At 65.8% G+C, this 13500-nt stretch carries 8 protein-coding genes; 6 read left to right on the forward strand and 2 right to left on the reverse strand.

Annotated features, from left to right (window positions below):
- Positions 1–2: 2 nt before the first annotated feature.
- The 4 genes from RYH74_RS22920 to RYH74_RS22935 all read left to right on the forward strand — a co-directional run bounded on the left by RYH74_RS22920 (position 3) and on the right by RYH74_RS22935 (position 3881).
- The gene (locus tag RYH74_RS22920) at positions 3–539 is read left to right on the forward strand and encodes an NUDIX hydrolase (RefSeq protein ID WP_085617861.1); all 537 of its coding nucleotides are present in this window, start codon (positions 3–5) and stop codon (positions 537–539) included.
- A gap of 298 nt (positions 540–837) precedes the next feature.
- Positions 838–1209, forward strand: coding sequence for a translation initiation factor Sui1 (locus tag RYH74_RS22925; protein WP_003257057.1), 372 nt, complete (start codon positions 838–840; stop codon positions 1207–1209).
- Positions 1210–1361: 152 nt separating this feature from the next.
- Positions 1362–3275: an arginine decarboxylase gene (gene speA, locus RYH74_RS22930; RefSeq protein ID WP_025337567.1), complete on the forward strand. Its 1914-nt coding sequence runs from the start codon at positions 1362–1364 to the stop codon at positions 3273–3275.
- A 150-nt stretch (positions 3276–3425) separates the two neighbouring features.
- Entirely contained in the window at positions 3426–3881 is a 456-nt protein-coding gene (locus tag RYH74_RS22935; RefSeq protein WP_023662678.1) for an REP-associated tyrosine transposase, read from the forward strand.
- Between the two features lie 93 nt (positions 3882–3974).
- Here the strand turns inward: RYH74_RS22935 and RYH74_RS22940 are convergent, their stop codons facing one another.
- The gene (locus RYH74_RS22940) at positions 3975–5312 is read right to left on the reverse strand and encodes an MATE family efflux transporter (protein ID WP_317410202.1); all 1338 of its coding nucleotides are present in this window, start codon (positions 5310–5312) and stop codon (positions 3975–3977) included.
- 248 nt (positions 5313–5560) lie between these two features.
- Here RYH74_RS22940 and RYH74_RS22945 point away from each other — a divergent pair, with 248 nt between their 5' ends.
- A complete protein-coding gene (locus RYH74_RS22945; protein WP_317410203.1) occupies positions 5561–10462 on the forward strand; it encodes an alpha-2-macroglobulin in 4902 nt (1633 codons plus the stop codon).
- 161 nt (positions 10463–10623) lie between these two features.
- Here the strand turns inward: RYH74_RS22945 and RYH74_RS22950 are convergent, their stop codons facing one another.
- The gene (locus tag RYH74_RS22950; protein WP_025337571.1) at positions 10624–10917 is read right to left on the reverse strand and encodes a hypothetical protein; all 294 of its coding nucleotides are present in this window, start codon (positions 10915–10917) and stop codon (positions 10624–10626) included.
- 77 nt (positions 10918–10994) lie between these two features.
- Here RYH74_RS22950 and pbpC point away from each other — a divergent pair, with 77 nt between their 5' ends.
- On the forward strand, positions 10995–13349 hold the full coding sequence (gene pbpC / locus RYH74_RS22955; protein WP_286100974.1) for a peptidoglycan glycosyltransferase PbpC: 2355 nt from the start codon (positions 10995–10997) through the stop codon (positions 13347–13349).
- Positions 13350–13500 lie beyond the last annotated feature (151 nt).

Here is a 13500-nt window from a genome sequence, read left to right on the forward strand (position 1 = left end):
TGATGGCGATCAGCCCGAACGAGGCCGCCCACCGGGCGGCTTCCGACCGAGAACTGGTCACCTGGGTGGACGAAGCCGACCAGGTGCTGGGTGCCTTGCCCCGCGCCGAACTGCGCGAGCGCGGCCTGATCGGGCGCTGCACGTTCATTCTGCTGTTCAACAGTGCCGGTGAGCTGTGCGTGCACCGGCGTACCCTGAGCAAGGCGCTGTACCCGGGGTACTGGGATGTGGCGGCAGGCGGCATGGTGACGGCCGGGGAGGCGTATGCCGATTCGGCGGCGCGGGAGCTGGCCGAGGAGCTGGGGATCGACGGTGTGGAGCTGCGTTTTCATGAGCGGTTCTACTTTGACCAGCCAGATAACCACTTGTGGTGTGCGGTGTATTCGGCGGTGTCGGATGCGCCGTTGCGGTTACAGCCGGAAGAGGTGATCGAGGCACGCTTCATTGGCCTGGAGCAGGCTGAGCAAGAAAGCCTGACCAAGCCGTATTGCCCGGACTCGTTGGCGGCGTTGCAGCGCTACAAAGCCAGCCTCAAATAGATGCGTGGCCCATGCCGGCCCCTTCGCGGGTAAACCCGCTCCCACAGGGATTTCACAGGTCGTGAAACCTGCGCAGTACCTGTGGGAGCGGGTTTACCCGCGAAGGGGTCGCAAAACATTCGCAAAATGCCGCATTCCAGTACTTAGCAACAGCCGGATTTATCGTTACACTGCGCGCCCTTTTCGGGCTGCCGCAGGTCTTGCGGTGGTAGCGCCGCCCCTGCCAGAGTGGGGCTTCGCGGTCGGGCTCAACCCCCTGGGGCCGACCAGTTTTTGTCCTCAGCACAGAGGAACAAAAGTGGCCAAGAAAGCTTCTTCCTTCGCCGCCCTTGGCGGTCTCGTTTACTCCACCGACACCGGTCGGCACTGCCCCGACTGTAGCCAGCCGGTGGATGCCTGTACCTGCAAGCAGCAGGTCATCCCCGAAGGCGATGGCATTGCCCGTGTGCGCCGCGAAAGCAAGGGCCGCGGCGGCAAGACCGTGACCACCGTCACCGGCGTGCCGCTGCCGCTCGATCAGCTCAAGGAGCTGGCCTCTACCCTCAAGCGCCGCTGCGGTACCGGTGGCGCCCTGAAGGATGGGGTCATCGAAATCCAGGGCGACCATGTCGAACTGCTGATCGGTGAGCTGACCAAGCAGGGCTTCAAGGCGAAAAAATCCGGCGGCTGATGCGGCCACGCGATTTTTTGCCCAGTGCTTTCTAAACTCGTTGCCGTGACCAGGGTCTACCCGAGGGCACGGACGAATCGTCATTTTTGGCTTTTACACTGCGCCCGCCTTCTTGCGGGGCAGTGTCTTCGACTTATCTATAGGGGACTTGAATGTCCGTACGACGCACACGCAAAGACGATGGTAGCCAATGGACCGTGGCCGACAGCCGCAGTGTTTATGGTATCCGCCATTGGGGCGCTGGTTATTTCGCCATCAATGAAGCCGGGCGCGTCGAAGTACGCCCCAACGGCCCCAAAAGCGCACCGATCGACCTGTTCGAACAGGTCGACGAATTGCGCCAGAGCGGCCTGTCGCTGCCATTGCTGGTGCGCTTCCCCGACATTCTGCAAGACCGCGTGCGCCAGCTGACCGGCGCCTTCGATGCCAACATCGCGCGCCTGGAATACCAGAGCAAGTACACCGCGCTGTACCCGATCAAGGTCAACCAGCAGGAAGCGGTGGTGGAAAACATCATCGCCACGCAGAACGTCTCCATTGGCCTGGAAGCCGGCTCCAAGCCCGAGCTGCTGGCAGTGCTGGCGTTGGCGCCGAAGGGCGGCACCATCGTCTGCAACGGCTACAAGGACCGCGAGTTCATCCGCCTGGCGCTGATGGGCCAGAAGCTCGGCCACAACGTGTTCATCGTCATCGAGAAAGAGTCGGAAGTGGCCCTGGTGATCGATGAGGCTGCCGAGCTCAAGGTCAAGCCGCAGGTCGGCCTGCGCGTGCGCCTGTCGTCGCTGGCCTCGAGCAAGTGGGCCGACACCGGTGGCGAGAAGTCCAAGTTCGGCTTGTCCGCCGCCCAGCTGATCTCGGTGGTGCAGCGCTTCCGCGATGCCGGCCTGGACCAGGGTATCCGCCTGCTGCACTTCCACATGGGTTCGCAGATCGCCAACCTGGCCGACTACCAGCACGGCTTCAAGGAAGCCATCCGTTACTACGGTGAGCTGCGTGCGCTGGGCCTGCCGGTCGACCATATCGACGTTGGCGGTGGTTTGGGCGTGGACTACGACGGTACCCACTCGCGCAATGCCAGCTCGATCAACTACGACATGGACGACTACGCCGGCGTGGTAGTGGGCATGCTCAAGGAGTTCTGCGACGCGCAGGGCTTGCCGCACCCGCACATCTTCTCCGAGAGCGGCCGTTCGCTGACCGCGCACCACGCCATGCTGGTGATCCAGGTGACCGACGTCGAGAAGCACAACGACGACGTGCCGACCATCGAGAACAAGGAAGCCCTGCCCGAGACCGTGCAGTGGCTGGTCGACCTGCTCGGCCCGACCGACATCGAGATGGTGACCGAGACCTACTGGCGCGCCACCCACTACATGGGTGACGTGGCCGCGCAGTATGCCGATGGCAAGATCAGCCTGGCCGAGAAGGCCCTGGCCGAGCAGTGCTACTTTGCCGTGTGCCGCCGCCTGCACAACTCGCTGAAAGCCCGCCAGCGCTCGCACCGCCAGGTGCTGGACGAGCTGAACGACAAGCTGGCCGACAAGTACATCTGCAACTTCTCGGTGTTCCAGAGCCTGCCGGACACCTGGGCCATCGGCCAGGTACTGCCGATCATCCCGCTGCACCGCCTGGACGAAGAGCCGATGCGTCGTGCCGTGCTGCAGGACCTGACCTGTGACTCCGACGGCAAGATCAACCAGTACGTCGACGAGCAGAGCATCGAGACCAGCATGCCGGTGCATGCGGTGAAGGAGGGCGAGGACTACCTGCTGGGTGTGTTCCTGGTCGGTGCCTACCAGGAAATCCTCGGTGACATGCACAACCTGTTCGGTGACACCGACTCGGTGAACATCTACCAGAACGCCGACGGTAGCGTGTACCACGCCGGTATCGAGACCCACGACACCATCGAAGACATGCTGCGCTATGTGCACCTGTCGCCGGAGGAGTTGATGACGCATTACCGTGACAAGGTGGCCAGCGCCAAGATCACTGCGCGGGAGCGGACACAGTTCCTGGATGCCCTGCGCCTTGGTCTGACCCGGTCTTCGTACCTGTCGTCGTGATTGCCAGGCCGCTCCCGCTTTTTTGTGGGAGCGGCCTTGCGTCGCGATATGAGGGCGAAGCCCTCACAGCGTCATACCTGGTAATGGTCCAGTCCTCGCCTATCGCATCAGCGCCGCTACCTTTGAATGCAATGTTCAAAGGAGGACGACATGGAAAGTCCCGGCTCCCATCGTTTACGTAGTGGCCGAGTGTCCGAACCAGGGCGTCTCTACCTGCTCACCACGACCACTCGCAACCGAACACCGTTGTTCAAAGACTTCTTGTTCGCCAGAACAGTTATCCAGCAATTGCGGCTCAGCGAAGAGCGCAAGGCGTGTCGATCTCTGGCGTGGGTCTTGATGCCGGATCATCTTCACTGGCTTCTCGAGCTTGGGCCGTCGAGCCTGGGTAGGCTGATGTGCGAGTTCAAGTCCAGAAGCAGTTGTGCGCTGTACAAGGTGGGGGCTGAAAGGCGGCATATCTGGCAGACCAGCTTTCATGATCGGGCTTTGCGCCGCGAGGAGGATGTGAGGGCAGTGGCGCGCTACATCATCGCCAATCCCATTCGGGCTGGCCTGGTGCGGCGGGCTGGTGATTATCCACATTGGGATTGTGTGTGGCTGTGAATCCGCAGGTGAGGGCTTCGCCCTCATTTCGCGACACAAGGCCGCTCCCACAAAGTCCTGCGTACGCCGATCAATGTGGGAGCGGCCCCGGCATTACTGAACCCAAAGCCCTTTTTCCTGCAACCGCCACCCCACCCACCCCAACGTCACCGCCCGCAACGCCATGAACCCGAGAAACGCCAACCACAACCCATGGTTGCCAAACCCACCCATGAGCACTCCCAAGGGCAGCGCAATCACCACCGACACCAACATCGCATTACGCATCTCCCGCGCCCGGGTCGCGCCAATGAACAAGCCATCCAGCAAATAGCTCCACACCGCAATCAACGGCAGCAATGCCAGGTACGGCAGGTACGGATAAGCCGCTGCCCGCACACTTTCGATGTCGGTCTGCAAATCGATGAACAGGTGCCCGCCCAGCAGGAACAACCCGGCAAACCCCAGGCTGGTGATCAGCGACCAGCCACAGGCCACCACCAGCGAGCGGCGCAATGTGTCGCGGTCGCGGGCGCCAATGGCATGGCCGCACAGGGCCTCCACCGCATGCGCCAACCCGTCGAGCGCATAGGCAGTCAGCAGCAGGCCATTGAGCAGCAGGGCATTGGCCGCCACGGTGGCTTCGCCCAGGCGAGCGCCCTGCACGGTTATCAGCAGGAACACCAGTTGCAGCGCCAGGCTGCGCAGGAAGATGTCGCGGTTCACCGCCAGCAGCGGCCGCCAGGCCTGCCAGCGCTTGAGCGCCGCCCACACGATCTGCCCCGGGTAGGCGCGCAGGGCCGGGCGGGTCAGGGCCAGGCCGAGCAGGGCGGCGCTCCACTCGGCAATCACCGACGCCCGCGCCGAACCTAGCACGCCCCAGCCCAGGCCAAGCACGAACCACAGGTTCAAGACGATGTTCAGCAGGTTGGTGGTCAGCAGGATGGCCAGTGGCGCCCGCGCGTTCTGGGTGCCGAGGAACCAGCCGACCAGGGCGTAGCTGGCCAGTGCCGCGGGCAGGCCGAGCAGGCGGGTATGGAAGAAGTCTTCGGTGGCTTGCTGCAGGGCCGCGCTGGGTTGCATCGCGTGCAGCGCCAACTGGCTGAAGGGCAGGGCCAGCAAGCCGATCAGCAGGGCGAAGCCGACCGCCAGCAACAGCCCTTGTACCAATACCTGGCGCAACGCTGCACCGTCGCCACGCCCGGCGGCCTGGGCTGCGAAGCCGGTGGAGCCCATGCGCAGGAAGCCCATCAGGCCGACCATGAAGGTGAACAGCGTGGCGCCCACGGCTACGGCACCCAACTGGTGGGCGTGGGGGAGGTGGCCGATGACCGTGCTGTCGACCAGGGCTACCAGCGGCACGGAGATGTTGGACAGGATCATCGGCGCGGCCAGGGCCCAGACCTTGTGGTGGGTGGGGCGGTGCTGCCAGTCGGCGGTCAGTGAGGTCATCGGGTGTCCTGGGGAATCCTGGGGCTGCTGCGCAGCCCTTTCGCGACACAAGGCCGCTCCCACAGGTGGCGTGCAAACTGGAAGCCTGTGCAGTACCTGTGGGAGCGGCCTTGCGTCGCGAAAGGGGCGCAAAGCGCCCCCGCTTTTCTAAATTGCCAGCAGTGTACCGGCCATGCAGTCAATTCGCGCGACCATAGTTGCGCTATAGTTGCTGCCCTCACGTACACGCTGCCTAAGAGTTCTACTCCATGTTCAACAAAGGATTGTTGCTGGCCTGCGCGCTGGCTTTGCTCAGTGCCTGTGACTCTTCGACGCCGGACAAGCCGGCGCCATCCGAAAAGCCGGCGGCCACAGCGCCCGCTGCTACCCCGGCACCCCAACGCGAAGACCCGGCCGTACTCGCCAAACGCTACGAGGGCCGCGAGCTGACGGTGCTGGATGTTTCCGAAGTGCAGCTCGATGGCGCCGCGACGCTGTCGATCAGCTTCTCCGCGCCGCTGGATGCCAAGCAGGACTTCGCCAGCAAAGTGCACCTGGTCGACACCGTCAAAGGCAAGCTGGACGGCGCCTGGGAGCTCTCCGACAACCAGATGGAGCTGCGCCTGCGCCACCTGGAGCCGCAGCGCAAGCTGGTGCTGACCGTCGACAAGGGCCTGCTGGCGGTCAATGGCAGGCAACTGGACAGCGAGTCGATCAGCCGCCTGGAAACCCGCGACATGCAGCCGACCATCGGCTTCGCCAGCCGTGGTTCGCTGCTGCCCACGCGCCTGGCCGAGGGCCTGCCGGTGATCGCCCTCAACGTCGACAAGGTCGATGTCGAGTTCTTCCGCGTGAAGCCGGACATGCTCTCGACCTTCCTGGTCAACTGGGGGCGCAACAGCAGCCTGTACTACTACCAGTCCAAGGAAACCCTGGACATGGCCGATCTGGTCTACAGCGGCCGCTTCGACCTCAATCCCGCACGCAACACCCGCGAGACCGTGCTGCTGCCGATCGCCGGCATCAAGCCGCTGCAGGAGCCAGGCGTGTACCTGGCGGTGATGCGAGCCTCGGGCACCTACGACTACTCGCAACCAGCGACGCTGTTCACCCTCAGCGACATCGGTGTGTCCGCGCATCGCTACCGCGACCGCCTCGATGTGTTCGCCCAGGCCCTGGAAGGTGGCAAGGCGATGAACGGCGTGAACCTGGAAATCCATGACGACAAGGGCAAGCTGCTGGCCCAGGCCAGCACCGATAGCGATGGCCACGCCCAGCTGCCGATCACGCCCAAGGCCGACACCCTGATCGCCACCCAGGGTGTGCACACCACCCTGCTGCGCCTGAGCAGCGCGGCGCTGGACCTGGCCGAGTTCGACATCACCGGCCCGCAGGCCAACCCGCTGCAGTTCTTCATCTTCGGCCCGCGTGACCTGTATCGCCCCGGTGAAACGGTGTTGCTCAACGGCCTGCTGCGCGACCAGGACGGCAAGCCGGTCAAGGCGCAGCCAGTGAGCGTGGAAGTGCGTCGCCCGGATGAGCAGGTCAGCCGCAAGTTCGTCTGGGAAGCCGACGGCAATGGCCTGTACCAGTACCAGCTGCAGCTGGCCAGCGAGGCGCCGACCGGGCGCTGGCAACTGCTGCTCGACCTGGGCGGTGGGCGCAAGCAGGTGTATGAATTCCTCGTCGAAGACTTCCTGCCCGAGCGCCTGGCGCTGGAACTCAAGGGCAGCAGCAAACCGTTGTCTCCGGATCAGGATGCGCGCATCCAGGTCAATGGCCGTTACCTCTACGGCGCCCCGGCTGCCGGCAACCGCCTGAGCGGCCAGGCCTATGTTCGCCCGCTGCGCGAGGCGGTACCGGCGCTGCCTGGCTACCAGTTCGGCTCGGTCACCGAAACCGAGCTGAACCAGGACCTGGAGCTGGACGAAGTCACCCTCGACCAGGCCGGCAAGGCCGTGGTCGATATCGAAAGCCGCTGGGCCGAAGCCCGCTCGCCGCTGCAACTGACCGTGCAGGCCAGCCTGCAGGAGTCCGGTGGCCGGCCGATCACCCGGCGCCTGGAACAACCCATCTGGCCGGCCGAGCGCCTGCCAGGCCTGCGAGGCCTGTTCGACGGCGAGGAAACCGACAGTGACGGGCCGGTGGAGTTCGAGTTCCTGGTGGCCGACCGCAACGGCAAGAAGCTGGCGGCCAACGACCTCAAGGTGCGGCTGGTACGCGAGCGCCGCGACTACTACTGGAACTACTCGCAGAGCGATGGCTGGAGCTACGCCTACAACGAGAAATTCCTCACCCAGAGCGAAGAGACCGTCAGCGTCAAGGCCGGCTCCACCGCCAAGCTGAGCTTCCAGGTGGAATGGGGCCCGTACCGTGTCGAGGTGGAGGACCCGGAGACAGGCCTGGTGTCCAGCGCGCGCTTCTGGGCCGGCTACCGCGCCCAGGACAACGCCGAAGGCGGCGCGGTGCGACCGGACCAGGTCAAGCTGGCGCTGGACAAACCGGCCTACGCCGACGGTGCTACCGCCAAGGTCACCGTCACCCCGCCCGCAGCCGGCAGTGGCTACCTGATGATCGAGTCCAGCGATGGCCCGCTGTGGTGGCAGGAGATCGACGTGCCCGCCGAGGGCAAGACGTTCGACGTGCAGCTGGACAAGCAGTGGGCCCGCCACGATCTGTACATCAGCGCGCTGGTGATCCGCCCGGGTGAGCGCAAGGCCAACGCCACGCCGAAACGCGCGGTGGGCGTGCTGCACCTGCCGCTGAACCGCGCCGAGCGCAAGCTGGCGGTGAGCCTGCAGGCGCCGGACAAAATGCGTCCGAAACAGCCGCTGACCGTGAAGGTCAAGGCTGCAAATGCCGATGGCAGCGTGCCGAAACAGGTGCATGTGCTGTTGTCGGCGGTGGACGTGGGCATCCTCAACATCACCGACTTCAAGACCCCCGACCCGTTCGCCAGCCTGTTCGGGCGCAAGGCTTACGGTGCTGACCAGCTGGATATCTACGGCCAGTTGATCGAAGCCGGCCAGGGTCGCCTGGCCAGCCTGGCATTTGGTGGTGACGCGGCGATGGCCAAGGGTGGCAAGCGCCCCAACACCACGGTGACCATCGTCGCCCAGCAGAGCCTGCCGGTGACCCTGGACGACAAGGGCGAGGGCCAGGCCACGGTCGATATCCCCGACTTCAATGGCGAACTGAGGCTGATGGCCCAGGCCTGGACCGAGGAACAGTTCGGCATGGCCGAAGGCAAGACCGTGGTCGCTGCGCCGCTGATCGCCGAGCTCTCGGCGCCGCGTTTCCTGGCCGGTGGCGACCGCACCAGCCTGGCGCTGGACCTGGCCAACCTGTCGGGCCGTGCCCAGCAGCTGAACGTTGAAATCAGCACCGAAGGGCAGCTGAGCCTGGTGGCCAACGCCGTGCAGAACGTTGCCCTGGCTGAAGGCCAGCGCTCGACGCTGATGATCCCGGTACAGGCCCAGGGTGGCCTGGGGCAGGGCAAGGTGCATGTGCGGGTCACTGGCCTGCAGTTGCCGAACGAGCCGACCGGTGCGTTCGAGCGCGAGTGGACGCTGGGCGTGCGCCCGGCCTACCCGGCGATGCTCAAGCACTACCGCGTGGCCTTGAAGGACCAGCCATGGACCCTGCCTGAAGCAGACCTGGCCGCCTTCGAACCCGCCGGGCTTGAAGCCAGCCTGGCCTTGTCGAGCCGGCCACCGCTGAACCTGGCCGAGCAGATCCGTGCCCTCGAAGCCTACCCCTACGGTTGCCTGGAGCAGACCACCAGCGGCCTGTACCCGTCGCTGTACGCCGATGCCGACAGTCTCAAGCGCCTGGGCATCAAGGGTGAGCCAGCCGATGTGCGCAAGCGCAAGATCGAGATGGGTATCGAGCACCTGCTGGGCATGCAGCGTTACAACGGCAGCTTCGGCCTGTGGAGCTCGGACAGCGAAGAAGAATACTGGCTGACCGCCTATGTCACCGACTTCCTGCTGCGCGCCCGTGACCAAGGCTATGGTGTGCCGGCCGAAGCGCTGAAGAAGGCCAGCGAGCGCCTGCTGCGTTACCTGCAGGAGCGCAACCTGATCGAAGTCGACTACAGCGAGAACGCCGAACACACCCGCTTCGCCGTGCAGGCCTATGCGGCATTGGTGCTGTCGCGCAGCCAGCAGGCGCCGCTGGGTGCCCTGCGTGGCCTGTTCGAACGCCGCGCCGACGCCCGCTCTGGCCTGCCGCTGGTGCAACTGGCGGTGGCGCTGGACAAGATGGGCGACAAGCCGCGTGCCGAGCAGGCCCTGCAGGCGGGGCTGGGCATCAGCCGCGGTAAAGGCTGGATGGCCGACTATGGTAGCGCCCTGCGCGACCAGGCACTGATCCTGGCGCTGCTGCAGGAAAGCAACCTGGCCAGCCGCCAGGTCGACCAGCGCCTGTTCGCCCTGTCGGATGAACTGGCGGCCAACCGCTGGCTGTCGACCCAGGAGCGCAATGCGCTGTTCCTGGCCGGCCGTGGCCTGCTGGGCAAGCCGGAAGGCCAGTGGCAGGCGCGCCTGGACAGCGCGGGCGAAGTGCGCGAGTTCAACAATGCCGAGGCCGGCATGAAGCTCGAAGGCCCGTTGCTGGCTTCGCCATTGAGTGTGCAGAACCAAGGCAGCGAAACGCTGTACCAGCAACTGACCTTGTCGGGTTACCCACGCCAGGCGCCTGCGGCCGGTGGCAACGGCATGCAGATCCGCCGTGAGTACCTGGGCATGAACGGCCAGCCGTTGGACCTGCACAACCTGCGCAGCGGCGACCTGGTGCTGGTGCACCTGGCGCTCAAGGCTGAAGACCGGGTGCCGGATGCGCTGGTGGTGGATTTGCTGCCGGCAGGCCTGGAACTGGAGAACCAGAACCTGGCGCAGAGTGCCGCCAGCCTGGACAACGCCAGCAGTGCGGTGAAGGAATGGCGCGAGTCGATGCAGAACGCCAGCGTGGTGCACCAGGAGTATCGCGATGACCGTTATGTCGCTGCGCTCAAGCTGGACAGCTACGGCACCACCCACCTGCTGTACCTGGCTCGGGCAGTGACCCCGGGCACCTACCGCGTGCCGCCGCCGCAGGTCGAATCGATGTACCGGCCAAACCTGCAGGCCGTGGGGGATGGGCAAGGGGAGATGACCGTAAAAGCCCGCTAAGCACCTGCCTTGCGCGCACTATGTGGGAGCGGCCTTGTGTCGCGAAAGGGCCGCAAAGCGGCCCCGGCATTTCAAGCGGCGGAGCTGAGATCCTGGGGCTGCTGCGCAGCCCTTTCGCGACACAAGGCCGCTCCCACAGGTCCGCGCCGGGCAGTTCAATGTCAGTGAATCACCCAGCTCATCACCCACAACCCCAACAGCAGCCAGATGATCCCGAGGATGATCGAGGCGCGCATGAACGCGCGGATTGCCGAGTACAGCAGCACCAGCCCGATGATCAGGGCGAGGATGCTGAGCAGCGAGGTCTCCATGCCCAAGGTGCGCGCCAGGCCATCGATGAAATTGCCTCCGGCACTGGCCAGCAGGTTGAACAGCCCGCTCAATGCGTCGACGATGAAGCGGATCAACGACCCCAGCGCCTGGCCCAGCCACTCGAAAAAACCTTCTACATGCATAGTTGCTTCCTGATGAACGAATCGGCGATGTTGCCGTTCCCAAGCCTTTGGCCATCACCTGGCCAGGTCGGTTCCCGATGCCAAGCTTAACGCGGCCGCGTACCCGTGCGGGCAGGCTGTTGCGCACCACGGTGATCGGCATGCTGGTGCTGTTCGGCCTGTTGTGGCTGGCCGACCGCCTCTGGCCGCTGCCCATGCCCGGCGACGACCTGGCCCGCGTGGTGCTGGCCGAGGACGGCACGCCGTTGTGGCGCTTTGCCGATGCCGATGGCGTGTGGCGCTACCCGGTCAGCCCCGACGAGGTTTCTCCGCTGTATCTGCAGGCGCTGCTGACCTACGAGGACCGCTGGTTCTACAGCCACCCCGGGGTCAACCCGTTGGCCCTGGCCCGCGCTGCCTGGCTGAACCTGCGTGGCGGGCGTGTGGTGTCGGGCGGCAGCACGCTGTCGATGCAGGTCGCGCGTCTGCTCGACCCGCATGAACGCACCCTGGCCGGCAAACTGCGCCAGCTGTGGCGCACGGCGCAGCTGGAATGGCATTTGTCCAAGCGCGAAATCCTGCAGATCTACCTGGACCGCGCGCCTTTCGGCGGCACCCTGCAGGGCGTGGCGGCCGCCAGTTGGGCATACCTGGGCAAGTCACCCATGCACCTGACCCCGGCCGAAGCAGCGCTGCTGGCCGTGCTGCCCCAGGCGCCCAGCCGCCTGCGCCCGGACCGCCACCCCGAGCGTGCCCAGCGCGCCCGGGACAAGGTGCTGCAACGCCTGGCCGAATACCAGGTGTGGCCGGCCCAGCAAATCCGTGAGGCAGGTGAAGAACCGCTGTTGCTGGCGCCACGTCAGGAACCGGCCCTGGCGCCGCTGCTGGCCCGGCGCCTGAACAGCGCCGACAGCCCGCCGCTGATCCGCACCACGCTCGACGCCGCGCTGCAGCGTCGCCTCGAAGACCTGCTGCTGGGCTGGCGCGCACGGCTGCCGGAGCGCACCTCCGCCGCCATCCTGGTGGTCGATGCGCAGACCATGGCGGTGCGTGCCTACCTGGGCTCCATCGACCTGGCCGACGAGCGCCGCTTCGGGCATGTCGACATGGTGCGTTCGTTGCGCTCGCCGGGCTCCACCCTCAAGCCGTTCCTCTACGGCATGGCGCTGGATGACGGCCTGATCCATTCCGAGTCGTTGCTGCAGGATGTGCCGCGACGCTATGGCGACTATCGCCCCGGCAACTTCTCCATGGGTTTCAGCGGGCCGGTGTCTGCCAGTTCGGCGCTGGCGCTGTCGCTCAACCTGCCGGCGGTGCAGCTGCTGGAGGCCTACGGCCCGAAACGCTTTGCCGCGCAACTGCGCATGGCGGGCATGCCGCTGATACTGCCGCCCCTGGCCGAGCCCAACCTGTCGTTGATCCTGGGTGGCGCGGGCAGCCGCCTGGAGGACCTGGTGGGTGGCTACGCTGCGCTGGCGCGGGGTGGCAACAGTGCGCGGGTGCGCCTGCAACCGCAGGATCCGTTGCTGGAACGGCGCCTGCTGTCACCAGGGGCTGCGTGGATCATCCGGCGTATCCTCAGCGGCCAGGCGCGCCCCGACCGCGACCCGCATGCCGAGCTGGTGCAACGCCCGCAACTGGCCTGGAAAACCGGCACCAGCTACGGCTTTCGCGATGCCTGGTCGATCGGCGTGGGCCCGCGCTACCTGATCGGCGTATGGATCGGCCGCCCCGACGGCACACCGGTACCCGGCCAATTCGGGCTTGCTTCGGCGGCGCCGCTGATGCTGCAGGTGCACGACCTGCTGAGCAACCGTGACAGCCAGCGTGGCATCGGCGTGCCGGTGGAGCGGGTGCCGGCCAATGTCGGCGTGGCGGCGATCTGTTGGCCGCTGGGCCAGCCGATGAACAAACAGGACCGCAACTGCCGGCGTCAGCGTTTCGCCTGGACCCTCGACGGCACTACCCCGCCAACCCTGCAGGCCGCCGACCAGCCACTCGGCCTGGGCCTGCGCGAAAGCGTATGGGTCAACGACCAGGGGCTGCGCGTCGATGGCAGTTGCCCGGGCGCCAAGGCCCGCGAGATCGCCCTATGGCCCGCCCCGCTGGAGCCTTGGCTGCCACGTGTGGAGCGGCGTGCGGCGCGCCTGCCGGCCATCGACCCAGCCTGCCCGCCGCAGGTGCCAGCCAGCGCGCCACCGCTTTCGATCGTGGGCGTGCGCCCGGGCGACAACCTGCGCCGCCCGGCCACCAGCAGCGAACCGTTGCAACTGTATGTGTCGGCGCTGGGCGGCGGCGGGCGGCGCTGGTGGTTCCTCAACGGCCAGCCATTGGGCGAAACCCAGGGGCAGGACAGCCTGCTGGTGCGCTTCCAACAGGTAGGCCAGGCGGAAATCAGCGCGCTGGATGAAAGCGGCGAGACGGCGCGCGTGGCGTTCCAGGTCAGCGAGTAGCTGTTCGACGAGGGCCGAGGCAGCACCTACGCTTGCAAGTAACGGGTGTGACCGGCTGGCGCCCCTGATGCCTGTCAGTCAAGCAATTTGGGGCCGCTTTGCGGCCCTTCGCGGGCACGCCCGCTCCCACAGGTTTGGTGCTGGGTTCAGG

This window comes from Pseudomonas sp. LSJ-87 (assembly GCF_032971465.1).
Taxonomy (GTDB): Bacteria; Pseudomonadota; Gammaproteobacteria; order Pseudomonadales; family Pseudomonadaceae; genus Aquipseudomonas; species Aquipseudomonas putida_Z.

Bases quoted from the DNA above. Each gene is read 5' to 3' on its own strand.
- RYH74_RS22920 (WP_085617861.1), top strand. From the start codon at position 3: ATGGCGATCAGCCCGAACGAGGCCGCCCACCGGGCGGCTTCCGACCGA.
- speA (WP_025337567.1), top strand. From the start codon at position 1,362: ATGTCCGTACGACGCACACGCAAAGACGATGGTAGCCAATGGACCGTG.
- RYH74_RS22935 (WP_023662678.1), top strand. From the start codon at position 3,426: ATGGAAAGTCCCGGCTCCCATCGTTTACGTAGTGGCCGAGTGTCCGAA.
- RYH74_RS22940 (WP_317410202.1), bottom strand. From the start codon at position 5,312: ATGACCTCACTGACCGCCGACTGGCAGCACCGCCCCACCCACCACAAG.
- RYH74_RS22945 (WP_317410203.1), top strand. From the start codon at position 5,561: ATGTTCAACAAAGGATTGTTGCTGGCCTGCGCGCTGGCTTTGCTCAGT.
- RYH74_RS22950 (WP_025337571.1), bottom strand. From the start codon at position 10,917: ATGCATGTAGAAGGTTTTTTCGAGTGGCTGGGCCAGGCGCTGGGGTCG.
- pbpC (WP_286100974.1), top strand. From the start codon at position 10,995: ATGCCAAGCTTAACGCGGCCGCGTACCCGTGCGGGCAGGCTGTTGCGC.